Origin of the sequence: Streptomyces litchfieldiae (assembly GCF_031845365.1) — a bacterium.
Lineage (GTDB): Bacteria > Actinomycetota > Actinomycetes > Streptomycetales > Streptomycetaceae > Streptomyces > Streptomyces litchfieldiae.
The window spans coordinates 1-24,651 of record NZ_JAVREL010000032.1 but is presented as its reverse complement, the minus strand read 5'-3'; the positions used below and the strand labels follow the sequence as shown (position 1 = coordinate 24,651).

20 protein-coding genes and 1 pseudogene are annotated in these 24,651 nt (G+C 69.3%); 9 read left to right on the top strand and 12 right to left on the bottom strand.

Going from position 1 to position 24,651, the window contains the following annotated elements; all coding sequences use genetic code 11:
• Positions 1–69: 69 nt before the first annotated feature.
• From RM590_RS33380 to RM590_RS33365, 4 genes are all read right to left on the bottom strand, one after another.
• Entirely contained in the window at positions 70–1,326 is a 1,257-nt protein-coding gene (locus RM590_RS33380) for a mandelate racemase/muconate lactonizing enzyme family protein (protein WP_311708548.1), read from the bottom strand.
• A 10-nt stretch (positions 1,327–1,336) separates the two neighbouring features.
• The gene (locus RM590_RS33375; RefSeq protein ID WP_311708547.1) at positions 1,337–2,164 is read right to left on the bottom strand and encodes a carbohydrate ABC transporter permease; all 828 of its coding nucleotides are present in this window, start codon (positions 2,162–2,164) and stop codon (positions 1,337–1,339) included.
• On the bottom strand, positions 2,164–3,009 hold the full coding sequence (locus RM590_RS33370) for a carbohydrate ABC transporter permease (protein WP_311708579.1): 846 nt from the start codon (positions 3,007–3,009) through the stop codon (positions 2,164–2,166). The genes RM590_RS33375 and RM590_RS33370 overlap by 1 nt, the downstream gene beginning before the upstream one ends.
• A gap of 145 nt (positions 3,010–3,154) precedes the next feature.
• A complete protein-coding gene (locus tag RM590_RS33365; RefSeq protein ID WP_311708546.1) occupies positions 3,155–4,420 on the bottom strand; it encodes an ABC transporter substrate-binding protein in 1,266 nt (421 codons plus the stop codon).
• Positions 4,421–4,577: 157 nt separating this feature from the next.
• Between RM590_RS33365 and RM590_RS33360 the strand changes: the two genes are divergently transcribed.
• Positions 4,578–5,348 carry a FadR/GntR family transcriptional regulator gene (locus RM590_RS33360; RefSeq protein ID WP_311708545.1) on the top strand — a complete coding sequence of 257 codons (771 nt, stop codon included), beginning with the start codon at positions 4,578–4,580 and terminating at the stop codon, positions 5,346–5,348.
• A 37-nt stretch (positions 5,349–5,385) separates the two neighbouring features.
• Here the strand turns inward: RM590_RS33360 and RM590_RS33355 are convergent, their stop codons facing one another.
• Entirely contained in the window at positions 5,386–6,852 is a 1,467-nt protein-coding gene (locus RM590_RS33355; RefSeq protein WP_311708544.1) for an alpha-L-fucosidase, read from the bottom strand.
• A 143-nt stretch (positions 6,853–6,995) separates the two neighbouring features.
• On the opposite strand from RM590_RS33355, the gene RM590_RS33350 reads away from it, so the two are divergent.
• On the top strand, positions 6,996–7,811 hold the full coding sequence (locus tag RM590_RS33350) for a helix-turn-helix transcriptional regulator (RefSeq protein ID WP_311708543.1): 816 nt from the start codon (positions 6,996–6,998) through the stop codon (positions 7,809–7,811).
• A gap of 203 nt (positions 7,812–8,014) precedes the next feature.
• Here RM590_RS33350 and RM590_RS33345 read toward each other — a convergent pair whose 3' ends face one another.
• Both RM590_RS33345 and RM590_RS33340 read right to left on the bottom strand, forming a co-directional pair.
• A complete protein-coding gene (locus RM590_RS33345; RefSeq protein ID WP_311708542.1) occupies positions 8,015–8,929 on the bottom strand; it encodes an alpha/beta hydrolase family protein in 915 nt (304 codons plus the stop codon).
• Between the two features lie 72 nt (positions 8,930–9,001).
• Positions 9,002–10,108, bottom strand: a complete 1,107-nt coding sequence (locus RM590_RS33340; RefSeq protein WP_311708541.1) for a non-reducing end alpha-L-arabinofuranosidase family hydrolase — start codon at positions 10,106–10,108, stop codon at positions 9,002–9,004.
• Positions 10,109–10,859: 751 nt separating this feature from the next.
• Between RM590_RS33340 and RM590_RS33335 the strand changes: the two genes are divergently transcribed.
• Positions 10,860–12,152: a poly(ethylene terephthalate) hydrolase family protein gene (locus tag RM590_RS33335; RefSeq protein WP_311708540.1), complete on the top strand. Its 1,293-nt coding sequence runs from the start codon at positions 10,860–10,862 to the stop codon at positions 12,150–12,152.
• A gap of 175 nt (positions 12,153–12,327) precedes the next feature.
• Positions 12,328–13,299, top strand: coding sequence for a glycoside hydrolase family 6 protein (locus RM590_RS33330; RefSeq protein ID WP_311708539.1), 972 nt, complete (start codon positions 12,328–12,330; stop codon positions 13,297–13,299).
• A gap of 149 nt (positions 13,300–13,448) precedes the next feature.
• On the opposite strand, the gene RM590_RS33325 is transcribed toward RM590_RS33330, so the two are convergent.
• A complete protein-coding gene (locus tag RM590_RS33325; RefSeq protein WP_311708538.1) occupies positions 13,449–15,626 on the bottom strand; it encodes a DUF6351 family protein in 2,178 nt (725 codons plus the stop codon).
• 166 nt (positions 15,627–15,792) lie between these two features.
• Between RM590_RS33325 and RM590_RS33320 the strand changes: the two genes are divergently transcribed.
• Entirely contained in the window at positions 15,793–16,548 is a 756-nt protein-coding gene (locus tag RM590_RS33320) for an N-acetyltransferase (protein ID WP_311708537.1), read from the top strand.
• A 30-nt stretch (positions 16,549–16,578) separates the two neighbouring features.
• Here RM590_RS33320 and RM590_RS33315 read toward each other — a convergent pair whose 3' ends face one another.
• Positions 16,579–17,703 (bottom strand): ROK family transcriptional regulator, encoded by a 1,125-nt coding sequence (locus RM590_RS33315; protein ID WP_311708536.1) that lies wholly within the window; start codon positions 17,701–17,703, stop codon positions 16,579–16,581.
• Between the two features lie 519 nt (positions 17,704–18,222).
• Between RM590_RS33315 and RM590_RS33310 the strand changes: the two genes are divergently transcribed.
• Positions 18,223–20,019: a cellulase family glycosylhydrolase gene (locus RM590_RS33310; protein WP_311708535.1), complete on the top strand. Its 1,797-nt coding sequence runs from the start codon at positions 18,223–18,225 to the stop codon at positions 20,017–20,019.
• Between the two features lie 183 nt (positions 20,020–20,202).
• A pseudogene (locus RM590_RS33305) lies at positions 20,203–20,664 on the top strand (IS256 family transposase); the annotation flags it as partial.
• A gap of 83 nt (positions 20,665–20,747) precedes the next feature.
• On the opposite strand, the gene RM590_RS33300 reads toward RM590_RS33305, so the two are convergent.
• The gene (locus RM590_RS33300; protein ID WP_311708534.1) at positions 20,748–21,062 is read right to left on the bottom strand and encodes an L-rhamnose mutarotase; all 315 of its coding nucleotides are present in this window, start codon (positions 21,060–21,062) and stop codon (positions 20,748–20,750) included.
• Complete coding sequence (locus RM590_RS33295) at positions 21,059–21,415, bottom strand: hypothetical protein (RefSeq protein WP_311708533.1); 357 nt, start codon at positions 21,413–21,415, stop codon at positions 21,059–21,061. The genes RM590_RS33300 and RM590_RS33295 overlap by 4 nt, the downstream gene beginning before the upstream one ends.
• A 509-nt stretch (positions 21,416–21,924) precedes the next feature.
• Between RM590_RS33295 and RM590_RS33290 the strand changes: the two genes are divergently transcribed.
• Positions 21,925–22,734: a transposase family protein gene (locus RM590_RS33290; protein WP_311708578.1), complete on the top strand. Its 810-nt coding sequence runs from the start codon at positions 21,925–21,927 to the stop codon at positions 22,732–22,734.
• A 26-nt stretch (positions 22,735–22,760) separates the two neighbouring features.
• Here RM590_RS33290 and RM590_RS33285 read toward each other — a convergent pair whose 3' ends face one another.
• Positions 22,761–23,177, bottom strand: coding sequence for a hypothetical protein (locus tag RM590_RS33285; protein WP_311708532.1), 417 nt, complete (start codon positions 23,175–23,177; stop codon positions 22,761–22,763).
• A 174-nt stretch (positions 23,178–23,351) separates the two neighbouring features.
• Here RM590_RS33285 and RM590_RS33280 point away from each other — a divergent pair.
• Positions 23,352–24,651 (top strand): IS256 family transposase (locus RM590_RS33280; RefSeq protein ID WP_311708577.1); only part of this gene is annotated, 1,300 nt, incomplete at its 3' end.

The following is a 24,651-nucleotide window of genomic DNA, read 5'->3' as shown; positions in this document are numbered from 1 at the left end:
GGTGGCTAGGACCGCGGCGGCTGCCGCGAGGGACGTTCGCAGACGCGCTGAGAGCGGTGGGGGCACGACTTACGTCCTTTCGTCGTGGAGGGGCGTCATGGGGAGGTCCGGGTGGAGCGGAGCGCGCGGCACGTGGTTGGCCGGACGCGGGGACAGCGGCTCCGGGGCGTGCCGCGGCTCGTTCCTGTCCATCGCGAGCAGCCGCCGTCCGGCGCCCTCCGGCCTGACGTTGGGGCCGCCCGGTGCCGCGTCGAGCTGCCGGTGGGAGGTGGCGATCTCGTCCTCGTCGACCCGGAGGCCGAGTCCCGGTGTGTCGCCGAGCACGAAGGCGCCTTCCTCGATGCGCAGATCGACGGAGAGGCCGGCCGGGGGCTGAAGGTCCTGCAGTTCGCTGACGATGTGGTTGGGCACGGCCGTCGCGGCGTGCAGCAGTCCGATGGGGGTGTTGCCGATCGGGCTGACCGGGAGGTCGTGGGCGTGGGCCAGGGCGGCGACCCGCACGAAATGGGTCACCCCGTAGACGGCCGCGGTCTGGACGATGTCGAGCGCGCCCCTAGCGAGCAGTGGACGGTACTGCTCCAGGCCCGTGAGGTTCTCTCCGCCGGCGACCGAGGCGCGGATGCCGCGCTGGACGACGGCCAGGCCCTCGGCGTCCCAGCGCCGGACGGGCTCCTCGACCCAGGTGAGGTCCAGGGTGCGTTCGAGTTCGGCGACATGGCGGACGGCCTGCTTGCGGCTCCAGGACTCGTTGGCGTCGAGCATCAGGCTGGGACGCATGCCGTGTGCGGCCTCGGTCAGCACATGCTCGACCAGGGTCAGGCGGTGCCGGTCCATGTCGACGTCCAGACCACCCTTGAGCTTGGCCGCCCGGAGGCCGTGCTCGGCGTATCGCTGGTAGACCGCCACGAGTTCGTCGTCGTTCAGCTCGATGTCGAGGCCCGACGCGTAGGCGGGCACTCTCCGGTCGCGTCCGCCCAGGAGGCGCCACAGGGGTTCGTCGGCCGCTTTCGCCTTGATGTCCCACAGGGCGGTGTCGAGTGCGCCGATGGTGCCGAACCTGGCCCCCGCGTGTCCGGCCTTGAAGGTCTGCCGCAGCATGCGGTCGTAGAGGGCGATCACGCCGCGCGGGTCCTCGCCCTCGATGGCGGCGAAGAGGGCGTCCACCTCCACGTGCGATCCCAGGCCGACGCCGGTGATGCCCTCGTCGGTGTCCACCAGGACGATCGGGACGGGGACGATCCCGTCGGTGTAGACGCCGTTGGCGTCGCCGACGGGCCGGCCCCATTCCTGGACCGTCGTCAGGGTGCGATACCCGGTGATCCGCATGTTGGTTCAGTCAGCCCTTCGTGGAACCGGCGGTGACCCCGTCGGCGATCTGGCGCTGGAAGAAGAGGTAGAGCACGAGGACGGGGAGCGCGGCGATGAGCACTCCGGAGGCGAAGACGGGGATGTCGTCGGAGTACTGGCCGCGCAGCGAGGTGACGCCGACCATGAGGGTGCGGTGTTCGGGGGACGGCATCATCAGCAGGGAGATGAGCACGTCGTTCCAGCAGAACAGGGCGTTGAGGATGCCGGCCGACAGCAGGGCCGAGCGGCCCATCGGCAGCATGACGCGCCGGTAGACGCCGTACACCGTGTTCCCGTCGATCCTGGCCGCGTCGACGATCTCGCCGGGAATGCCGGTGTAGTAGCTCGTCATCAGGAAGATGGTGAAGGGAAGGAACTGCGCGACGTAGGCGAGGATCAGCCCGGCGTAGGTGTCCATGAGTCGGCCGTCCGCCATGATCCGCGCGAGCGGGACCATGATGACCTGGAAGGGGACGAACAACGCCGCGAGGCAGCCCAGGAAGAGCGCCCTCGACCCCCGGAACCGCAGGTGGCTCAGGGCGAAGCCGGCCATCGAGCCGATCAGCAGGAGCAGCGCGACGGCGGATGTCACCACGACGAGGGAGTTGACGACGTACCGTTCCATGCCGACGTTCGTCCAGGCCGTGGTGACGTTGTCCAGGTTCGGGGAGCGGGCCGGGGAGAAGCGGTCGAGGATGTAGTCGTGCCGGGTCTTCATCGCGACGTTCGTGGTGAACACCAGGGGATAGATCGTCGCCAGGGCGAGGGCGGCCATGGGTATGGCCACCACCCATCTGCCGGCGCGGCTCCCGCGCATCAGCTCTCCCTCCCCGAGCGGCGCAGCAGCGCGATCTGCGCGAGCCCCACGACGAGCATGATGAGGAAGAGCACGGTCGAGGCGGCCGAGGCGAGTGCCGGGCGGTTCATCTGGCCCTGCTGGATCCAGATGTAGTACTCCGGCAGGTAGGTCGAGCCCTCCGGTCCGCCGCTGGTCATGACGTACAGCAGTCCGAACATGGACGTCAGCATTCCGATCATCGTGGTCACGACGACGAACTGGATGGTGCGGGACAGGCCCGGGACGATCACGTGCCGGATCACCTGGGGCAACGACGCGCCATCGACGCGGGCGGCGTCCAGGAGCGAGGGGTCCAGGGTGGAGAAACCGGCCAGGAAGACCACCAGGGCCATGCCGAACGTCGCCCACACGTGCACACCGACGACGGTGAACATGGCGATGTCCGGATCGCCCAGCCAGTCGACCGGGCCGATGCCGACATGTCCGAGGGCGGAGTTGACGGGGCCGTCGACGGCCAGCAGGAGGTTGAAGATCGCGCCGACGATCACCGGGGAGAGCACGGCCGGGAAGAAGTAGACGCCGCGGTAGAACCGGTGTCCGGGCACGCGCAGGTGGATGAAGGTGGCCAGCAGACCGGGGATCGCCACCGCGACCGGCAGCAGCAGCACCAGCAGCCCGACGTTCTCCAGCGCGGTCCGGAAGACCGGGTCCTTCAGCAGCTCCGTGTAGTTGTCCAGGCCGACCGCCTGCCCGTCGCGCTCGCCGTCGCCGGTCAGGGAGAAGTTGACGCCGAGGAGCAGCGGGTACAGCCGGAGCACGAGGATGATCAGGATCGCCGGAGCCAGCAGGACGTAGGGCGCCAGGCGTTCGGCGCGACGGCCGCCCCCGCTTTTCGGGAACGCGCGCTTTCTGGGGCTCGCGCGGCGGGCGCCAGGGGTGTCCGTCTCTCCTCTTCGTCCGGCCTCGGCCCGGCGAAGCGCCGGCGGCGAACCTCCGAGTGGCACGGGATCAGCTCTCCCGGTCGGCGTCGGCGAGTTGCCGCAGGGCGTCGTCGACGCTCACCGACCCGCTCAGGAGTTGCTGGGAGAGCCGGCCCATCAGGTCCAGGGTTTCCGCCGACAGCGCGACATGCAGTGCGGGCCTGCCGGTCTCGATCTCCGGCACGATAGCGGCCAGGGCGGGACCGCCGCCGGAGACGTCGACCGTGGTGTCGGCGACGATGGCGCCGGCGTCGGCGTGGAAGGCGGTCAGCGCCTCGGTGGAGGTCAGGGATCGGACGAGATCGGCGGCCAGGTCCGGGTGCTCGGTCCCCTTCGCGACGGCATACCCGATGCCGCCGTCGTAGGGCAGGTTGGGGCCGGCCCCGTCCGTGACGACGGGGGCCCGCATCACGCCGACGTTGTCCTCGCCGAGGAATTCCCCGAAGTCCTTCCAGTGACCGACGTCCGACATCAGCCCGACGATGTGGGCGGCGTCGCCCGACTCGAAGAGCGCGAGGGAGTCGTTGAACAGCGCGGTGGAGTTGACCCCGTCGTTGTTCAGGCCCGCGTCGTCGACCTCCTGCCAGAGCTCGAAGATCCGCCGCACGTGGGGAGAGGTCCAGTTCCGGTTCCCGGCGATCCAGTCGTCGTACTCGCGGGGTGTGAGAACGGCCGATCCCAGTCCCGAGAGGAAGAACTGGATGCCGTAGCCCTCCTTGTTCCCCAGGGAGAAGCAACTGGCCTCCGTCTCCTCGACGATGGTCCGGCAGTCGTCGAGGAAGTCCTCCCATGTGGCGGCCGGGTTCTCGGGGTCGAGTCCGGCCTCCTCGTAGAGGGCCTTGTTGTAGTAGACCGGGTGTCCCTGGAGCGTCACCGGCGCCGCGTAGACGGCCCCGTCCCCGGAGAACGCCTCCCACCCGGCCAGCCGCCGCATGTCGTCGGCCACGTAGTCGTCCAGCGGGAGCAGGTCGTCCACCCGGTCCCGCAACTGGCCGCCGCCGTTGAAGAGCATCACGTCGGGGCCTTCGCCCGTTCGCATGGCCGTGCCGAGCAGCGTGTAGTACTGGTCGAACGGCTGCGCGACGAACTCCACGGTCACGTCCGGATGCCGCTCGGCGAAGTCGGCCTTCGCCTCCTCGATGTACGCGGCGGCCGTCTCGTCACCGGACTTCCAGTCCCAGACGACCAGCGTGTCGTCCCCGGAACCGGACGAGGAACCGGACCCCGCGCTGCCGCAGCCGGTCAGAGCCAGAGCCCCTGCCAGCAGGGTCGACCACAGTGCTCGCCGCTTCATCGCCGCTCACTCTCCGGAGGGCGCCGAGGCGGCCCACCCGTCGGTCCTGGATGGCCAGGAAACGTAAGTCGTATGACGTAATCATGTCAAGAGGAGCGGTGCGTATACTGGCCAGTTGAATCGTGTCACCGCCTGGTCGCGGGCCACCGGAGGGACCATGACGGCATCACAACAAACCACCTCGGGCGCCGCGGCGCCACCGGCCTGGGTACGACGACCGGCCAGCCTCGCGAGCGCGCTCACCACGGAGCTGGTGGGCCGCATCGTCCGCGGCGTCTACCCGCCGGGCACCTCCCTGCCGGCCGAGCCGGGGCTCTGCGAGGCGTTCGGGGTCAGCCGGACCGTTGTCCGCGAGGCGGTGAAGCTCCTTCAGGAGAAGGGCCTCGTCCAGGTCCGCCAAGGCGCCGGCACCATGGTGACCCCGCCGACGCAGTGGAACATGCTGGACGAGCTGGTCCTGGGGGCCAGCATCGACGAGGACGAGAGCCTGGCCATCCTCGACGACGTCGTCGTCACCCGGCGCCTGCTGGAGTCCGACATGGCCAACGTCGCCGCCCAACTCGCCACCGATGACGTCATCGACCGACTGCGCGCGCAGGTGGACCGGATGGACCAGCTCGTGGGCGACCGCGTCACCTACGAAGAGCACGACCGCGCCTTCCACGACACGATCATGCAGACCTCTCAGAACCGCATCGCCCGTGCCGTGGTGCGCTCGTTGGAGAGCCAGGTCATCAACACCGCCCGCTACGTGGGCAAGACCGAGCGCGCCCTGTGCGTCGCGTCCAACCAGGGCCATCGCCGCATCTACGAGCGCATCGCCGCCCACGACCCGAGCGGCGCCGCCGAGGCGATGTTCACCCACATCACCGAGGCCTGGCTCGTCCGGCGCAGCGGGCCCGGCGACCCCGTGCGACTGCGCCGCTAGCCGACGGCGCGCCTGCTCGTCCGCGCGGCCAGTCCTGTCAGCTTGCCCCCAGCTCGATCGCGAGGGCGTTGACGTAGGGGGACGGCGCGCGATCGGGCAGGTCCACGACCAGTCCCCCTCCGGCGTGGTTCCGGTGGAAGGGCACGGGCCCCGCGCCCAGCAGCCGCACCGAGGTGACGCGGTCCTCGGGCCGAATGCTGCTGATCACGGTGCGGCCGTCCTCGGGCCAGGCCATCTGGAAGGCGTAGACGGTCCCGTCACGCCACGTGAGCCGGTGGTCGGCGGCGGTCCAGGACACCCGGTCCTCGCGGAAGCCGTCCACCACGACGCCGCTGGGGCCCTCGACGCCGTCGCGGAACGGGCGGGTGTCGTGGATGCCCTCGCCGCACAGCTCCATCCAGCCGGCCAGTTCGGTCAGCAGGTGCCGGCACTCCTCGTCGATGGTGCCGTCCGGCAACTGCGGAATGTTCAGCAGCAGATTGCCGTTCTTGGCGACGATGTCCACGAGGATCTCGATCACGTGCGCCGGGGTCTTGTAAACGGCGCGCACGTCGTAGAACCAGCCGCCGACGCAGGTGTCCGTCTGCCAGGGGTACGGCTTCAGCGCGTCCTCCTGGCTGCGCTCGACGTCGAGCACCCCGATGCGCCGGATGAGCTCCTGGCGGTCCTTGTGCGTGTAGACGGCGTGGTTCTGCCCGCCGTGCGCCACCGCGCTGGTGTTGTACAGATGGGCGACGGCGCGCAGCCCGGCGTCGATGGCGTGCGGGCCGAAGGGGGGTGGGCCGTCGGAGTACAGCAGGTCGGGCTGGTAGCGGTCGATCATCTCCGTCACCAGCTCCAGCCAGCGCCGGTGCCACCAACTGTTGGCGGTATACCAGGGATCCGTCGGATCGGTGTGTCCCGGGCGGTGGTGCTCGTGGTTGGGCAGGTAGAGATCCTCGAAGGCGGGGTGCGCGCCGTCGTAGGGCACCCCGGCTTTCGGGCCGTGGGTGTCGGCTCCCTTGTTCACCGACCACCAACTGAACGTCGCGCCGAGGTGCTCGGTGAGCCCGAAGGGCAGGCCGTGCCGGCGGGCGGCGGCCTGCCACAGCCCCACGATGTCCTTGCCCGGACCGACCTCGGCCGCGTTCCAGCGATGCAGGTCCGACGCGTAGGTGAGAAAGTGGTCGTGGTGCGAGGCGAGCGCGACGAAATACCGGGCGCCGGCGCGGACATACAAATCCATCAGGCCGTCGGGGTCGAAGTTCTCGGCCTTCCAGAGGTGTACCAGATCCTTGTGGCCGAACTCCGAGGGATGCCCGTATTTCCGTACGTGATAACGGTATTGGTCGGAGCCCTCGATATACATGTTGCGGGCGTACCAGTCACCGTACATGGGCACGGACTGGGGACCCCAGTGGGACCAGATGCCCAGCTTGGCGTCGCGGAACCAATCCGGGCAGACGAATTCCCCCAGGGATTCCAGCGTGGGCGCAAAAGGCCCGCGGCGCGGTTCGTCAGACACCAGTCATCACTCCGATACGTGCGTCCCTACGGTGCCGGACGACGATAAAAGCGGCGCCGGGGGCAGGCCAATGGTCGGCATACGCCATCGCTGGTTCATTCTCATCACTGGTGCGGTGAGGCTTCCGCGGGTAGCGTCACGGCGTGCTCGATCAGCCATCAACGATCAGGTGGACGGTGCCGCTGCAGGAGCCACCGTCCATCGCGGATATCGGCGTGGGCCGGCACGGCGTCGCAAGCCGCGTGGACGAGTGGTGCCTGCCGGACCTCTGGTCGCTCCATCTCTACGGCTACGCAGGAGAGTTGGAGGTCGGCGGCGCTGTCATCCCCATAGCGCCGGGGCGGGTGAGCCTGGTGCCTCCCGCCACGGCCACCCGCTACCGCTACAACGGCGAGTCCGTGCATCTCTTCGCCCACATCCACCTGCTGGACACCGCCCCCTCAGGCGCCGTCGAGCTGCCCGCGATGCTGGACTGCGGGGCCGACCTGCCCCGCATCCGCGAGCGGTTCCAGACGGCCCTGGACTTCCACACCCGGCTGCCGCACCTGGCGCGGGCCGAGCTGTGGAGCCTGCTGTGTCATCTCGCCGGACGTCAGGTCTCGCGGTACGACGACGCCCTGGGCCTGCACCCGGCGGTGCGCGCCGCCATCGCTCGCATCGAGACCCGGATCCGCGAGCCGCTCGGTGTCGCGGACCTGGCCGAAGCCGTCGGCCTCTCCCACAGTCACCTCGGCCGCCTCTTCCGGACGCAGCTCGGCACCACTGTCGTCGCCTACATCCGCGAACGCCGCATGACCCGCGCCCACCACCTGCTGACCAGCACCTCGCTGCCCGTCAAGGCGGTCGCCCCGATGGTCGGCTTCCGCGACCTGCAGAGCTTCAACAAGGCGTTCCGCCGCATGTACGGCATCCCGCCCAGTGCGGCGGGCAACGGCGTCATGAGCCGGCCCGGCGGGTGAGCCGGCGGCGGGCACCGGCGGTGGCGTTGAAGGTGACAAGGCGAGGGGCAGGGTGCCCGCCCAGGGCCGGCCACGGTCGCCGGAGGTCCCGACCGGCCGGCCCTGGGGAGGGATCAACGCCGCACCGTCGCGGTTCGCCGGCCCGGATGCCCAAGCGGGTTCCCCGCGGCCAACTCCCCGGCACGGCGAGTCATCGCGCCGGACTACTCCAGGACCGCCTCCCAACGGGTGCCGTTGGCCGAGGCTCCGGCCGGGAGGCGGTCACGGGCGGCGGTGTCGCCGTACAGGCTCCAGCGGAACCAGTCCAGGAAGGTGTTCTCGGTCTGCGGGTAGGTCGGGAAGTCCGGGACCAGGTAGGCGCCGTGGTCCGCCCCGACGTGGGTGAGGAACGCCTTGGGAGCGGCGAGTTCGCCATACGCCGTGCGGGCCAGGTTGTAGTCGCAGGTCGGGTCCCGGTCGCCGTGGATGAACAGCACGTTGGCCGTGACCTCGCCGGTCGGGTTGCCCATGTCCACGCAGGCGATGGGGACGGCCGCGGCGATGCGGTCGTCCGGCCACGCGGTGACCAGGCCGTGGGTGGTCATGCCGCCCATGGAGTGGCCGGAGACGCCGACACCGGCCTCGGTGTCGATGTGTCCGGCGAGCGGATCGCCCGAGGCGCCGTTCAGCGCGAGTGTCCGAGTGATGACCTCGGACACGTCCCTCGACCACTCGCCGCGGTAGACGCTCCCGATGTTGGTGTTGTCGGAGAACGAGGGAGCGGGGCAGATGAAGCCCGCGGCGGCCAGACCATGGGTCTGCGACGCGTAGCAGTCGGAGTTGCACCCCATGCCGTGGCTGAACTCGGCGATGGGGAACACGCCGTCGGCCACGGGGGCGTTGGGAATGGGCCCGCCGCCGGGAGTGCCGGCGGCCGGGTAGAAGACCTTGGTGAACAGCGAGCGACCGCCGCGAGCCCAGGAGTATTCCCGGACTCCGATGGCGAAGGTCTGGGTGGGTGCCTGCCCGGTGCTGTGGATGGCGCGCGCCCGCGCCGGCGCGGAGCCGAACAGGGCCGCGCCCATGCCGGCCGCTCCGGCCGCGCCAAGACCCAGGAGCGTGCGTCGTCGCATCGTCATGGGTGACTCCTTGTGTGGGGGGATGGTGGTGTGGGGGTGTGATGGACTGCCGGCAGCCCGGCCCGACGAGCGTCAGCAGCCGTCGGTGGTGCTGGTGGCCAGGCCCAGGCGCCAGGGGAGCTGGGAGTAGTCGCCGCCGGAGGAGGGGTCCATGCCCTGGTAGAGGAGTTGGAGGTTGCAGGGGTCGATGGTCATGGTCTGGTCGTTGGTGGCGCGGACCAGTTCGCCGTGGCTGATGTCGCGGGTCCAGGCGTTGCCGCCGTCGAAGGTGACGTTGTTGCTGCGGGCGAAGGGGTTGTTCTCGGTGTCGGCGAGCGGTGTCCACTGGCCGGTCAGGCCCTCGGCTGTGAAGGAGCGGTACCAGCGCCGCCCGTCGGAGCCGATGGCCTCCCAGATCAGCAGGTAGGTGTTGGTGTCGCCGACGCGGTAGACGGCGCCGCCCTCGAAGAGGTCGTAGGCACTGTCCTCCAGGACGATCTGCGTGTTGCCGAAGCCGTTGGGGAAGTTGGCCACCGTGGTCTCGGAGCGGTAGACGTGGCCGTTGTCGTCGGCGGAGAACAGGTAGCACATGGCGTCGTCACAAATGACGTAGAAGTCCAGCCAGTTGCCGTTGCCGATGTTCTGCTGGACGATGTCCGGCACGCTGTCCATGAAGTTCCGCGGCGCCGACCAGCTACTGGGGTCGTTGGGGTCGGTCGTGGTGGAGAACGAGGGCAGGCCGGTCTGGTAGACGAGGTACCACTCCCCCGTGGGCTCGAAGTAGAACGCGTGGGGCGCCGCGCGGTAGCCCGGCCCGACGGCGGAGTCGGCTTCCAGGTCGGTCTGCGGTGCGCCGGCGGCCTGGGACCAGTCGGTGAAGCTGGTGTGGGCCAGGCCCCAGTCGCCGCGTGTGTCGACCTTGGTGAAGAAGACGTGCCAGGTCCCGTTCTCGTCCTGGACCACTGACGGGTCCTTGGCCGCGACGGAGTTGATGTCCGGCGCGGGGGAGATCAGCGGCCCGCTGGAGGACCACTGGAAGCTGCCGGGCAACTGCTGCTGGGCGGCCGGGGACTGCGCGGCGGGCTCATCCGCCTGCTCGCCGGAAGCCGGTGCGGCGACCGACACCACGGCCAGACCGAGCAGGAGGACGGCGGCCGCGTTGAGGGGCCGGGATCGGAAACGGCGTAGTGAGGCAAACATGGGGGGACTCCTGGCGGCTCGGCCGGCGGGCCCACCCACAAGAACATCGCCTGTCCATGGTGTCCGGCACGGTGACGCGTGGGGGGACCTCACCGGAACAAAAACGGATGGTGCGCGTACGGTCCTGCCATGGTGTGTGGGGGGAGGCACGGACCCGTACCGCCAGCACGTGCGTCCGACATGTCGAACGCCGACTGGCACTTCAGACGTCACGGATCATAGGCGCCCCAGGCCATTAGTCAACATACGTCGTACGTCTTTTTTCCGATGGGGCGCCCCGGTGGGGTAGTTGGTGCCGCTTCGTCAGTCCGCTTGCCCCTGGCCGACCTTGCGGGTCCCGTGAATGCGTTGACGCCTCGCCGCCGTCGGGCACGGTGGCGGAGTTCCGATTGGTTTCGCTTTCTCTCAGCGAAAAGATACATATGACGTATGTTGGTCCCTCTCCCGTTGCCCTACGATCGGTAGGTCCCATGAGCCAGCCGGCGTTCCCGACCGCCGGCGGGCCGCAGCGGCCTGTGCCCGTCCCCACAGGTCATCGCAACGCAGTACGTGCGCCGATCCGTTTTGTTTCCGGTGAGGCTCCCCCTGCGCATGCCAGGTCGCCGGGCTCCTGACGACAGGGTTGCCGTGTGGGTGGGCCTTCCGGCCGAGCCGCCATGGAGTCGCCCGTGCCTTCCCCAGCACGTCGTACTGGCCCGCTGATGGCCCCGCACAACCTCCGCAGCCCCTCACTTCCCACCAGGAGTCACCCATGCCGATGAGACGACGCTCGTTCCTGGGCCTCGGCGCCGCCGGAGCGGCGGGCCTGGGCTTATCCCTGCTCAACGCCCCGGGTGCGAGAGCCGCGGCACCGACCCAGCCGTTCGCGATAGGGGTGCGTGACTTCAACTGGAGCCGCGGCAGCCGGCAGTTGTTCACCCGCATCTTCTACCCGATCAGCGGCACTCCCGGCGGCGAACCGGTCCGCAACGCCCCCATCGCCGGCGGCGTCTTCCCGGTCGTGGAGTGGAGCCACGGCCTGGGCGGGAACTCCGACAGCTACGCGTCGCAGGTCCGCGCGCTGGTCTCCGCCGGCTTCGTCGTTCCCGCCCCGAGCTTCCCCAACAGCAGCCCCCAGGAGACCTACAACGGCAACCAGTCGAGGGACGTCTCGGAGGTCATCAGCCGGACCCTGGCGCTGAACACGACGTCCGGCGACATGTTCGCGGGCCGCCTGAACACCGGCGTCGGCGTCGGCGCCGCCGGCCACTCGCTGGGCGGCATGACCACTCACGGGCTGCTGACCGCCTGGCCGGACCCCCGCGTTGTCGCCGCCGTCCCGGTCGCCTGCGTGGACATGGGCAACCCGTCGAGCTCGGTGAAGGCCAACGTGCTGTTTATCCACGGCGAGAACGACGGGACCTGTCCCTACTCCTCGGCCCGCCAGGCGTACTCGGAACTGCCCGCGCCCAAGGCGTTCCTCACCCACGTCGGGGCGGACCACGGCTCCTACCTGGTTCCCGGCAACCCGACCTACAACCAGACCCAGAACACCTTCCTGGACTGGTTCCGCTGGCGCCTGTACGACGACACCGCCGCCCGCGACCGCCTCACCGCCGACGCCACCAGCGGCGGAACCCGCTGGGAGGCCGACCTCGCCGCCCGCCCGTCGTCCGTGATCAGCCTGCGCTCCCGGGCCAACAACCAGTACGTCTGCGCGGAGAACGCGGGTGGCTCCCCGCTCATCGCCAACCGCACCGCCATCGGCCCCTGGGAGCGATTCGACCTGGTGGACCTCGGCGGAGGTGCCGTCGCGCTGCGCGCCCAGGCCAACGGCCAGTACGTCTGCGCGGAGAACGCGGGTGGCTCCCCGCTCATCGCCAACCGCACCGCCATCGGCCCCTGGGAGACCTTCCAACGGGTGAACAACGCCGACGGCTCCATCAGCCTGCGGGCGCAGGCCAACAACCAGTATGTCTCCGCCCCGAACGGCGGAGCGAACCCCCTCGTCGCCAACGCCACCTCGATCGGCCCGTCGGAGTCGTTCGACTTGATCAGCGGCTGATCATGCACGGCTACGCGGGGGACGCACATGTCCGCTCCCGGGCCGTGCCGATCAACCGACAGTTCCCAAGCGCCAATCGCTCGGGGTGCGACGGCTCGGCTCCGTCGCACCCTCATGCCGCTGGCTCAGGACGAGGGCCGCGCGGCGCTTTCATCCCAATGAATGAGGTTCATCCATGCGCAAGCTCATACGCGGGGCGGTGGCAGCGTTCCTCGCGCTGCCGCTGTTCCTGACCGCGCCGTCATCCGCGCAGGCGGCACCCAACCCGATCGCCATGACCAGCGGCTTCTACGTCGACCCGAATTCCAGCCCCGCGGTCTGGTCGGCCGCCAACCCGGGCGACGGACGGGCCTCCGCGATCCGCAACTCCATCGCGAACACCCCCATGGCCCGCTGGTTCGGCTCCTGGAGCGGCGACATCGGCTCCGCCACCAGCTCCTACGTCGGCGCGGCCCAGTCCGCCAACAAGCTGCCGATCCTCGTCGCCTACAACATGTACGGCCGCGACGCCTGCGGTGGGCACTCCGGGGGCGGCGCCGCTTCCCCGTCTGCGTACGCCAGTTGGATCGCCGCCTTCGCCCGTGGTATCGGCAGCCGTCCGGCCGTTGTCGTACTCGAGCCCGACGCCCTCGGCGACTTCAACTGCATGTCCCAGGCCCAGATCACAGAGCGTCAGAACATGCTCATCAACGCCCTCTCGCAGTTCCGGTCCACGGCGCCGAACGCCTGGGTCTACCTTGACGCGGGCAACCCCGGCTGGGTCAGCGCCTCGACCATGGCGGATCGCCTCAACGCCGCTGGCCTCGGCCTTGCCAGGGGCTTCTCCCTCAACGTCTCGAACTACTTCACCACCTCGGAGAACGCGTCCTACGCCGGCAGCGTCAACCAGGCGCTGGGTCAGCGTTACGGCTACAGCAAGCCGTTCGTCGTGGACACCAGCCGCAACGGCAACGGCGCGAACGGCGAGTGGTGCAACGCCGCCGGCCGCAGGATCGGCACGCCCACCCAGCAGGGAGGCGGCGGCGCGGAGATGCTCCTGTGGATCAAGACCCCGGGAGAATCCGACGGCAACTGCGGTGTCGGACCGGGCTCTACAGCCGGGCAGTTTCTGCCGGAGGTCGCCTACAAGATGATCTACGGCTACTGACACCTGACATCGGATGCCTTGGCGCCGGCGCACCTTGCCGGCGCCAAGGTTGATCGATGAGCGTCGGCAACGAGAAGGACGAGGGCGGAGAGGATCACGGCGATGGCGTCGCCGGCCGGGCACTCGGACAGCGGGTGCCCCCCGCGTGGTCAGAAGCGGAGCCAGGTGCCGGCCAGGCCCTGTTGTTCGACTCCCGGCCTCATGTAGTCGCAGACGCCGCCGGCGAAGATCGTCATCAGGCGCCGCCACTGTTCGCCGGTGAACGCGACGGCATAGTCGTCACGCTCCGGCTCCTTCGTCCGGCACTTGATCACGTCCGCGGCGATGCTGTCGCCGGCCACCTCGCGCGGGAACGACGCGGACGGGTAGAGCTGTTCGCAGCGGCTGTCCGGGTCGCGGTCCAGGGGCTCGGCGATGAATGTCGGGGTCGCCTCCCGGGTGTAGCAGCCTTCGAGCAGTTCGGCCGGGCGGTGGGCGACGATCTTGTCGATCGGCGCCGCGTCGGAGGTGTCCGCCTCGATCCCGCGCAGCCAGCGGTCCATCTGCGTGATCGCGTGCCGGCTGAAGTCGGGGTGGCGCGACTCCCGTAGCAGGCTCACGTGGTTGGCGGCGGTTCCATTGGCGTTGATCAGTCGCTGACGCATCGACAGCGTGTGGTAACGGACGTGGAGGTCGCCGTTGGCCGCCTCGTCGAGGTAGTTGCGGTGGTCGATGATGGGGATGTCCGCAAGCCCTCCGCCGCCGTTGGTGAGCCGTCCGGTCCGGTAGGCGGCGCGGATCGCCGCGAGGTCGCCGACCGTGCGCTCGGGGACGAGGTTCGCGTCCGCGTCGAACCCGCCGACGTTCTCGTTGAGGTCGAGGAACTGGTCGACGGTGACGGTGCCGTCGTTCAGCGGCCCGAGGCCGTACTGAATGCCGACGTTGTCCAGCGGGCGGCGCACGAAGCCGGTTTCGGGATCGGTGCCGTAGACGTTGACCGCGTGGGAGTAGACGTCGCACCGCGCTCCGCCGGGGTTGGTCACCGGGTCGTACCGCAGCTCGGCCGGCAGGTGGCCGCAGTTGTACCGCGGGTTGATCCGCAGGGCCGCGTTGCCGGCGACGTTGACGGCGGTGGCGTAGGTGCGGAACCCGGTGACGGCGCGCCGCTGTTCCTCGGTCCACGCGAGGTCGGCGGCGGCGGCGGTGGTGAAGTAGTGGTGCAGCAGTTGCGCGTCGGTGACGAAGTTGACCGTGCCGAACCCGACGTCGGGGAACGACGATCCGACGACGACGCCGTCGAAGATGCCCGGGTAGTTGTCGCCGATTTGCAGCCCTTGATAGGCGCCGCCGCTGCTGCCGAAGCCGATGACGTGGTCCGGCGGCCCGTACCGCTCGATGAACTCCTCGCGCACCGTCATCGCCGACTCCGCCGCGAGCAGGTCGTTGCAGTTCTGGCCGAAGACGTTGAGCGACGAGGACATCACCGCGTAGCCCAGGCCGAGCATCCAGTCGCTGGTGACACTGCTGGTGGTGCCGCCCTGCCGGTACCAGCCGCCGGGGCAGCCGCCGCCGAGGGTGAAGATCGCGCCGCCGTTCCAGGCGGCCGGGCGGCGGGTGGGGCTCGGCACGGACTCGGCGAGCGGGTCGTGCAGCACGGTGGTCGCGAAGATCGCGCGATTCACCGTGCCGGTCTCCATCCGGACCACGAACGGAACGGTCGCCCCCGTCGAGGTGGTGATCGTCCGCATGTCGGCCGGGTAGTGGGTGGCACCGGCCGGCCACGGCCGGTAGGCGTTGGATGTGGTCCGGTAGAAGTAGTCGATCCGGTCGGCCACCGAGCAGTTCTCGTCCAGCGGTTCGCCGAGGGTCCCGCCGATCACCGGGATTGTGTATGACTCCGTTTCACAGATGAACGGTTCCTCGTGCGGGCCGGAGAGGACCGGCCCCTCCTGCGGATGGTTGGTGACGGTCAGCGACGCGTCGATGCCGTGCCCGGGCAGATCGGCCCGGATCTCGCTCCTGCCGAGCGGCAGCCCGGTGACCACGCCGGTCAGGGTGCGCGCCATGGAGTCGGCGACGAACGCGTCGGTGACGTCCGAGCCGCCCGCCGCGATCCGGACCCGGTGCAGCGCGACGTCACCCGGCACATCGATCCGCACCAGCGCGTCGCCGCCGGTGACCAGGTCCGCCCGGCCGGACAGCACGGTGATGCCGGGCGCCGGGCGCCCTGTCCCCGGCGACGACGCGACGGCCGGCGGCACGGCCACCGCGAACGCGGCCGTGGCGGCGAGCACTCCTCCCCCCAGCCGTCCGCGGGTTCTCGACCACCGGTCCAAGCCGTACCGCATGTGAGACCTCCTCGTCTCGTCCTACCGGTCTGGCTCGGTTCGTACCGTTCCGTTCGCCGGTCGGAAAGCCCTCCTGCGTCTCCGGGTGACCGTGCCGGGCCGAGGCGTTGCCGTGCGCGCGAAATAACCAGGTGCCTGAGCGCGCTGACTTGCCTACAGTCCGAGCATGGACCTGCGCATCGTGACGATCGCCGAGCGGCCCACGTTGAAGTCCTCCTTCGCGAACGCGGAATCCGAGCCATGGCCCGCGTTCATGAACGAGGACCCCATTGCCATGCTCTATTACAGCGACGTCCGGGACGCCCACCCGGAATACGGGTTGATCGCCTATGACGCCGACGCCCCGGACCAGGCGATCGCCCGCGCGTTCTGCGTACCGTTCGCCTGGGACGGCGACCCGGCACTCGGCGAACTCCCCGTCGACGGCTGGGACGGGGCGATCTGGCGCTCGGCACGCGATCGCCAGATCGGCCGGAAGCCGAACATCGTCTCGGCGCTGGAGATCACCATTCGCACGGATCTGCAGGGCACCGGCCTGTCCGGCAAGATGCTGGCGGCGATGCGGGACAACGCGGCCCGCCTGGGGTTCGAGCATCTGGTCGCCCCGGTGCGGCCGAACCGCAAGCATCTGGTTCCGGACATGCCGATCGAGGAGTATGCGGGGCTGGTCCGCGAGGACGGCCTGCCGCGGGATCCGTGGCTGCGCGTCCACGTCCGGGCCGGCGGGCGGATCGTCGGCACCTGCAAACGCGCGATGGTCATCCCCGGCACGCTGGAGGAGTGGCGTTCCTGGACGGGCCTGCCGTTCGACGAGTCGGGACCGGTCGTGGTGCCCGGCGCGCTCGTGCCGGTCCACTGCAGCGTCGAGCACGACTTCGCGGTCTATGTCGAACCAGGGGTATGGGTGGATCACCGGTTGTAGGCCGGCCCGGTGCGGCGGCGGTGGAGTGTGTCAGTGGTCGGAGATGTGATGGCGGATGGCGAGAACGGCGGCGCCCCGCGCCCACTGATGGAAGTCGTGTCCATCGACGGTGATGTTGATGTCCTTGGGGTTCGGGTGCCGTGCGGCTATCCCGCGTTCCAGGTCCGGTCGGCCGACTTGGGCGATGTCCATGGCCTCGCCGGTGAGAATGATGGTCCTGACTCCGGTGTTGTTCACCACGTTCGCGATCACGATGCCCAGGGCCCACGCCGCTTGCTGGACGGCCCGGGAGCACACCGGATCGCCGGCGTCCGCGAGTCGCAGGACTTCGGGGTAGGTGGGGAAACGGCGCATGCCCTGGGCCGCCGTCATCAGCAGTGAGCCCTTGGTGAGGTAGGAGACGGCGCAGCCGCAGTGGCCCGCGGGGCACAAGGGGCCGTCGGAGGTGAGGATTTGGTGCCCGAAGTTGCCGATGGCCGCTTCGGTGAGGCGCACGGCCTGGCCGTGGATGAACAGGGCGTATCCGATGCCGTCGCCGATGGCCACGATGGCGAAGTCGCGGATGCCCCGGGCCTCTCCGAACCACTGGTGGCAGTAGGCGAGCGCGGTGACGTCGTTCTGCAGGACACAGGGGATGCCCAGCCGCTCGGCCACCAGGCGCCGTACCGGTACCTGTTCCCATCCCAGGAGGCCGGAATCGAGCAGTTCGTTCTCGCCGACCGGTGCCGGGGTGTACGCGTTGCCGCCCATCCCCAGGCCGATGGCCACGGGCTGCCCGCCGCGGGCGGCGAGCGCCTCGGTCACCTGGCCAATCTGCGCGATCACCGTCTCGGGGGCAAGGTTCATCAGTGGTGAGGTCTCCCGTGCCACCACATCGGCCCGCAGATTGGTGAGGACCCCGTACACGTGGTCCGAGGTCAGGGTGATCCCCGCGAAGTGCAAGTCGTCCGCCACCACTTCCAGAGGGCGGCTGGGACGCCCGTTGACCGACTCGCGAACGGCGTCGCGCTCGACCACGAGTCCGGCCTCCACCAGTGGCTTCGTCAACCGGGTCAGGCTGCCGGGCGACAGGCCGAGGGACTGGGCCAGGGCCGTGCGGGACTGCGGCCCGTGGATCACCAACTCACGCAGGATCGGCCGCGCGGTCTCGGGCACCGACCGCCAGGCATCCAGCGCCGGCCCTCGACTGCTTCGACTTCCCGCCACTCCCACGGAGGAAGGATACGGCCGACGAGTCACACAAAAGCAATCGATCACAGGTTCGAGCCGCTGGATGGGTATTTTTCCGCGAGGAAAGAATCTCCCCTGGCAACCCCCTTGCGACGCCCCCCAGCACCAGCTCCACGCCCTCGGGGCTTCTCTGCCGAAAATAAGTGGCTGCAGAGAGCTTCCGTCCGGCTGTGTGGCGCAGCTACGCTCCTGCCGCTGGGAGCGCTCCCGTCGCTGTCGAAACACCGTCATACGCGCAGTCGAGAGGGTCGTTCAGGACAACGTTGCCCGCTGTCGGAACAGGCCGTGGTAGCGGCCTCGGTGCGGCATCTGGTGAGTGTCATCCGACCCGGTTCGCCGGCGCGCGGACGTTGATTTGACCGTTTTTCAGGCCGGTCTCTCGCCGGCCGGCGTCCCCATGGGCGCGATCAGCCCTATACGTGCATCGAGGGAGATGCGATGAGCATGCGAAGAGCCCTTCGGGCCTTCGGCGTCGCCGGAGCGCTGGTGGCGGGTTCGGTGGCCGGACTCGGCCTCCCGGCCCCGGCGGTAGCCTCACCGGCGGCCGGTCAGATCGCCGCGGACGGCCAGGTATCGGCTGCCGCCGCGGCACCGGCACTGCAAGTGTCGGGCAACCGCCTGGTCACCGAGTCGGGTTCCACGTTCCGCCCACTGGGTGTCAACCGGTCCGGCGGGGAGTTCGGCTGTGTCCAGGACAAGGAGATATTCGACGGGCCGGTGGACCAGGCGGCCGTCGACGCGATGCTGGCCTGGAGGGTCAACACCGTCCGGATCCCGTTGAACGAGGAGTGCTGGCTGGGCACCGAGAACCTGCCCGCGACAGCACCCAGCGCGGCGGAGTACCAGCAGGCGGTCAAGGACTACGCGGACCTCCTGGTGGCCAGCGGCATCAACGTGATCCTCGACCTGCACTGGACCTGGGGCCAGTACTCGGGGCCCGGCGCGGGCTGTCCGGACATCGTGGCCACCTGTCAGAAGCCGATGCCCAACATGCGCTACACCCCGACGTTCTGGTCCGAGGTGGCCACGACGTTCAAGGGGAACGACGCGGTCATCTTCGACCTGTTCAACGAGCCGTATCCGGACGCGGCCAACAACTGGTCCGACATCACCGCCGCGTGGACCTGCCTGCGGGACGGCGGTACCTGCGCCGGAATCGACTACGAGGTCGCCGGCATGCAGGACCTCGTCGACGCGGTGCGCGACACCGGCGCCACCAACGTGATCATGGCGGGCGGCCTGGAGTGGACCAACAACCTGAGCCGCTGGCTGGAGTTCAAGCCGGCCGACCCCACCGGCAACCTGATGGCCTCCTGGCACTCGTACAACTTCAACGCCTGCGTGACCACTTCGTGCTGGGACAGCACCATCGGCACGGTCGCCGCCCAAGTGCCGGTCCACGCCGGTGAGATCGGCCAGAACACCTGCGCCCATGACTACATCGACCAGGTGATGGCCTGGGCGGACACCAACGGGGTCGGGTACACCGCCTGGACCTGGAACCCGTGGGGCTGTGGTTCGGGCAGTGTGCTGATCGACGACTGGAACGGCACACCGACCAGCACCTACGGCGAAGGGTTCAGGGAGCACCTGCTCAGCCAGAACCCGGGCGGCCCCGGCGACGACACGCAGGCGCCCACCGCTCCCGGCACCCCCACGGCTTCCGAGGTGACCGCCGGTTCCGTGACGCTGAGCTGGACGGCGTCCACCGACAACACGGGCGTCACCGGCTACGACATCGTCAGCGTCGACGGCGGTACCGAGACCCGCGTCGCCGGCTCGACGTCCAACCGGGTCACCATCACGGGCCTGTCCGCGGACACCGCCTACACCTTCGCCGTATACGCCAAGGACGCGGCCGGCAACCGCTCCGACCGCTCCGGCACCGTCGCCGTCACCACCGAGACCGGCAACACAACGGGCACCTGCTCCGTGGGCTACCGCTCGGTGGGGGACTGGGGCAGCGGGTTCCAGGGAGAGATCGTGATCCGCAACACCGGCACCACCGCCATCGACGGCTGGTCCCTCGCGTTCACCTTCACAGGCGGCCAGGTCATCAACAACATGTGGGGCGGCACCCCGACGCAGAACGGGGGCTCGGTGCGCGTGGCCCCCGTCCCCTACACGAACACGATCCCGGCCGGCGGCTCGGTCACCCTCGGGTTCATCGCCAGCAGGGGCGGCACGAACACCGCGCCGACCGACTTCACCCTCAACGACACCACCTGCACCACCGCCTGACCGAGCGCATCCCCAGGCGGGGCGTCGCATCCGCGCCCGCCCCGCCTGCGGATGGACTTCCCGGCTTCCCGGAAGGAGTCCGCACCACCATGACCAGGCGCCGTTTCGGCAGGGACTGTAAACGAGCGGTGTGTGCTCCTCCAGCAACTCACCAAGCGGCTGCTGAAGTCCGCGCTCGAGGGCGAGCGGCAGAAGCACCTGACCGGGGTGGAAGAGAGCGTCATCTCCCTGTCCGCCAGGGGCCTGACGACCGGGGAGGTCCAGGCCCACCTGGCCTGAGGTCTATGGCGCCGAGGTCTCCCGCCAGACGATCTCCACGATCACCGACAAGGTCGTGGACGGCATGACCGAGTGGCAGAACCGGCCCCTTGCCCCGTCTACTTCGTGATCCTCATCGACGCCGTCCACGTGAAGATCCGCGACGGCGCGGTCGCCAACCGCCCGGTCCACGTGATCCTGACCGTCACCACCGAGGGCACCCGCGACATCCTCGGTCTGTGGGCCGGCGACGGCGGCGAGGGCGCCAAGCACTGGCTGGCGATCCTCACCGGGATCAAGAACCGCGGCGTCCGGGACGTGCTCATGCTCGTCTGCGACGGGCTCAAGGGCCTGCCCGACGCGGTCGGCACGGCTTGGCCGGCTGCCTGTTCCGGGACCTCCCGCCCGAGGTTGCCGATCCCGGCGCCGCCGAACTGCCCCGGACCGCCCGGATGTGCGGTCCGGGGTGGTCACGCGAGGCTCCACACGAGCGGCAGGCCGTCGTCCTCGCCCGTGTAGTCGTCCTCGATCTCCAGAAGCTCCGCCATCCGCGCCTGCCAGGCCAGGTTCACCGGATCGTCGGCGAGCGCCCGGCGCATCGTCCGATAGTCCTCCACCTCGATCTCGTGGAAAAGGTCCCGGCCGCTGCGCCAGATCCGCCAGTTCACCACGCCCGCCGCGCGGAGACGTTCGGCCAGTTCGGGCGGGATGTCGGCGTGCACCCGGTCGTACTCCGCCTCCCGCCCCGCCTTCAGACGGGTGTGAACGGCGATGCGCTGCGTCACCGGGACGTCACCTCCGCCTCGTCCGTGAGGAAGAGCTCGACGACCGGGACGGCCACGTCGGCCCGGAGCACCGGCAGGGTGAGCGTCAGGGTCCCGGCCGGCTGTCCGCCCATGCTGGTCTGCTGCGCCTTCGCCGACGGGTCGATCTCTCGGAACGTGATCTCGGACGCGTCGTGCAGAAGTTGGGCGTACTCGGCCTTGCCGGCAAGGCCGGGCAGATGCACATGTTCGAAGGGCCGGGCGAACAGGTGAAGGTAGAGACGGTCGCCGCGCCGGGTGTAGCGGGCGTCGGCGGGCGGCCGCAGCGCGGCGGGGCCGGCCCCCGGATCGACCGCTCGTGCTGCCGCATCCATGCGCCGATCCCCTCCAGCGTGGCGACCGCGACCGGGTCGAACTCGCCCCGGCCGGTGGGCCCGGCGCACCCCCAGCAAACACTTCCCGCATCCGTCGAAAGACCGCTCCAGCATCTCCAGATCCGTACCGCGCACCGCATCTCCGTTCCGCCCGCAGGGTAAGGAGATTTGGCGGTCGCACCCAGAAGCGCCGGCTCAGCCCAGGAAGCTCAGCCGCACCTGACGCAACGCGTTGTCGACATTCGTGTCCACCAACCTCCTCAAAGGCAACCCGACACTACCCACGCCGACGACCCGCGTCACCCCCAGTGCTATCCGGAGCCGCGGCCGCCCCGTCTGATGCGTCGGCGGAGCGTGACTCAGATGTCCGAGCCCAGCCCCGACTCTTCTCCACCTCTGTTCCACCAGCAGCCGCTACCACCGCTGATCTCCCGCGTTCGTGGCACACAAGCCCCTGGTAGGACAGGTCTCACCACAAGATCATGTCCGCAACTGCCAGAGGCTTCACGTTGGTCACCTATGTTGCCACGCTCGATGTCCCTCGACACGTCGTGGAGTTCCTCGCCCGACTGCTGGCCGCTCACCGGCGCCGGATCGGTACCCCGAGGCGATCCCGGGCGCTGGGACCCTTCCGCCAGGCCGTGCTGGTGCTGCGCTGGTTCCGCGAGGCCGGCTGTGTGCACTGCCTGGCCCGTGACGCGGGCGTCTCCCAGGCCACCGGCTACCGCTATCTCCACGAAGGCATCGACGTCCTCGCCGACCGGGCCCCCGACCTGCACGAGGTCCTGACACGCTGTCGGGAAGAGGGGATGACGCATGTGGTCCTCGACGGGACGCTCATCACGTCAGACCGTCTGGCCGGGGTCCGCGAGAACGGTAACGACCTGTGGTTCAGCAAGAAACACAAGGCGTTCGGCGGCAACGTGCAGTTCCTTTCGGCCCCGGACGGTACCCCGCTGTGGGTCTCCGACGTCGAGCCCGGTTCCACCCCCGACATCACCGCGGCCCGCCTCCACGCGCTGCCCGCACTGTACAAAGCGGCGGCCGAGGGCCTGCCGACCCTGGCGGACAAGGGATACATCGGTGCCGGCGTCGGGATCCGTGTCCCGGTCCGCCGCCCCAAGGGGCAGTCCGAGCAAGCCCTACACGCCGACACCCGCATGACGAATGCCCTGATCAGACACCTCCGCGCGCTCGGCGAACGCACCGCCGCCGAACTCAAGCAACGCTGGCGTGCCCTGCAACGTGTCACCCTCAGCCCGAACCGAATCGGCGACATAGCCCGCGCCGCCCTCGTCCTCAACGAACACTGGAAATGATCTTCACTGAGAAAACCTCACTGAGACTACGTCCTGGCGATCTCTTGCCGGAGCTGATGGGTGAAGCGGCGAAGCAGATCCAACGTCTCCTTGTGCTCGGTCCTGCGGTCGTCTCTGCCCTCGCTGGGCCGGGAACTCCAAACCCGACGCGCGAGAGCATTGGCGAGATCGACGGTGTCGTCGGCGCACAGTAGGTAGAGGGCTGACCGGGCTTCCTGCATCCGGCCCGCCAGCTCGTTGCCGCCGACGCCGTCGTCACTCAGCCGTGTTTCGCGAAGGTAGTCGATGAGCTGAGTCACGGCCGTGTTGAAGGCGACCCCGGCTTTCAGCTTCTGTTCGCGCAGCCACATGCGGTCCTGCCGGCGCGCAGTGAACCAGGAGCCGAACAGGACCCCTATGAGGCCGATACCGGCACCGATGGCCACAGACAGGATGTTCTCCACGCTCAGCTCCCCCCGACACACAGCTGACAGCAGGCTACTGAAGCCACGGAGGGCGCCCAACTCGATGAGCGAGGGAGTGTCTAATCAACGGCGGATCTGCTGATCAAGGAGAGACGCCAAGTGAGCGAGACGAGGACCGGGCACGAGTCCGTGGAGGTTCCGGCCGGTGGTGCGATGCCGTCGGCCGCCTCGGACGAGCAGCTCGTCGCGATGCTGGTGGACCGCGCTCGGAGCGAGGGCCTGCGGCTGACCGGTGAGGGTGGGCTGTTGCAGATGCTGACCAAGCGGGTGCTGGAGTCCGCCCTGGAGGGCGAGATCACCGACCACGTCGGTTACGAGAAGCACGACGCGACGGGCCGGGGCAGCGGCAACAGCCGCAACGGCACGCGTGTGAAGACCGTGCTGACCGATGTCGGGCCGGTCGAGGTGAAGGTGCCCCGTGACACCGCCGGCAGCTTCGAGCCGCAGATCGTCAAGAAGCGGCAGCGCCGCCTGACGGGCGTGGATGAGATGGTGCTGTCGCTGTCCGCGAAAGGGCTCACGCACGGGGAGATCTCCGCGCACCTGGCCGAGGTGTACGGCGCGGAGGTGTCCAAGCAGACCATCACCACGATCACGGACAAAGTGATGGACGGCATGGCCGAATGGCAGAACCGGCCGCTGGACCGCGTCTATCCGGTCCTGTTCGTGGACGCCATCAACGTCAAGATCAGGGACGGGCAGGTCGCCAACCGGCCGCTCCACGTCGTCATGGCGGTGACCGTGGAGGGCCACCGCGACATCCTCGGCATCTGGGCCGGCGACGGCGGCGAAGGCGCGAAGTACTGGCTGCATGTGTTCACCGAGCTCAAGAACCGCGGCCTGGACGATGTGCTGATGCTGGTCTGCGACGGGCTGAAGGGCCTGCCCGAGGCGGTGGAGACCGTCTGGCCTCGCACAATTGTTCAGACGTGTGTGGTTCACCTCCTGCGCAACAGCTTCCGCTACGCGGCCCGCCAGGACTGGGACAAGGTCGCCAAGGCACTCAAGCCCGTCTGCACCGCACCCAGCGAGGACGCGGCCACCGAGCGCTTCCTGGAGTTCCAGGAGGCCTGGGGGAAGAAGTACCCCGCGATCGTGAAGCTGTGGTCCGACGCGTGGGCCGAGTTCGTGCCCTTTCTGGCCTTCGACGTGGAGATCCGCAAGGTCATCTGCTCCACGAACGCGATCGAGAGCGTCAACGCCCGCATACGCAAGGCCGTCCGGGCCCGCGGCCACTTCCCGAACGAGACGGCGGCTCTCAAGTGCGTCTACATGGCCGTCATGTCCCTGGACCCCACCGGCACCGGCCGCAAGCGGTGGACCATGCGCTGGTTGAGTCGGCCCGGAGCGCGGTGCCGGTGTTCCCACCGGTCCGTTTCTCCGGGCCGCTCGCCGAACCCGGCGTGCGCCTCTCGACGCACCGGGCTCTCCACGGACTCTGCCGTCAGACGTG

Coding starts and splice junctions, on each gene's coding strand:
- RM590_RS33380 (WP_311708548.1), bottom strand. CDS start 1,326: ATGCGGATCACCGGGTATCGCACCCTGACGACGGTCCAGGAATGGGGC.
- RM590_RS33375 (WP_311708547.1), bottom strand. CDS start 2,164: ATGCGCGGGAGCCGCGCCGGCAGATGGGTGGTGGCCATACCCATGGCC.
- RM590_RS33365 (WP_311708546.1), bottom strand. CDS start 4,420: ATGAAGCGGCGAGCACTGTGGTCGACCCTGCTGGCAGGGGCTCTGGCT.
- RM590_RS33360 (WP_311708545.1), top strand. CDS start 4,578: ATGACGGCATCACAACAAACCACCTCGGGCGCCGCGGCGCCACCGGCC.
- RM590_RS33345 (WP_311708542.1), bottom strand. CDS start 8,929: ATGACGATGCGACGACGCACGCTCCTGGGTCTTGGCGCGGCCGGAGCG.
- RM590_RS33340 (WP_311708541.1), bottom strand. CDS start 10,108: ATGTTTGCCTCACTACGCCGTTTCCGATCCCGGCCCCTCAACGCGGCC.
- RM590_RS33335 (WP_311708540.1), top strand. CDS start 10,860: ATGCCGATGAGACGACGCTCGTTCCTGGGCCTCGGCGCCGCCGGAGCG.
- RM590_RS33330 (WP_311708539.1), top strand. CDS start 12,328: ATGCGCAAGCTCATACGCGGGGCGGTGGCAGCGTTCCTCGCGCTGCCG.
- RM590_RS33325 (WP_311708538.1), bottom strand. CDS start 15,626: ATGCGGTACGGCTTGGACCGGTGGTCGAGAACCCGCGGACGGCTGGGG.
- RM590_RS33320 (WP_311708537.1), top strand. CDS start 15,793: ATGGACCTGCGCATCGTGACGATCGCCGAGCGGCCCACGTTGAAGTCC.
- RM590_RS33310 (WP_311708535.1), top strand. CDS start 18,223: ATGCGAAGAGCCCTTCGGGCCTTCGGCGTCGCCGGAGCGCTGGTGGCG.
- RM590_RS33295 (WP_311708533.1), bottom strand. CDS start 21,415: ATGGATGCGGCAGCACGAGCGGTCGATCCGGGGGCCGGCCCCGCCGCG.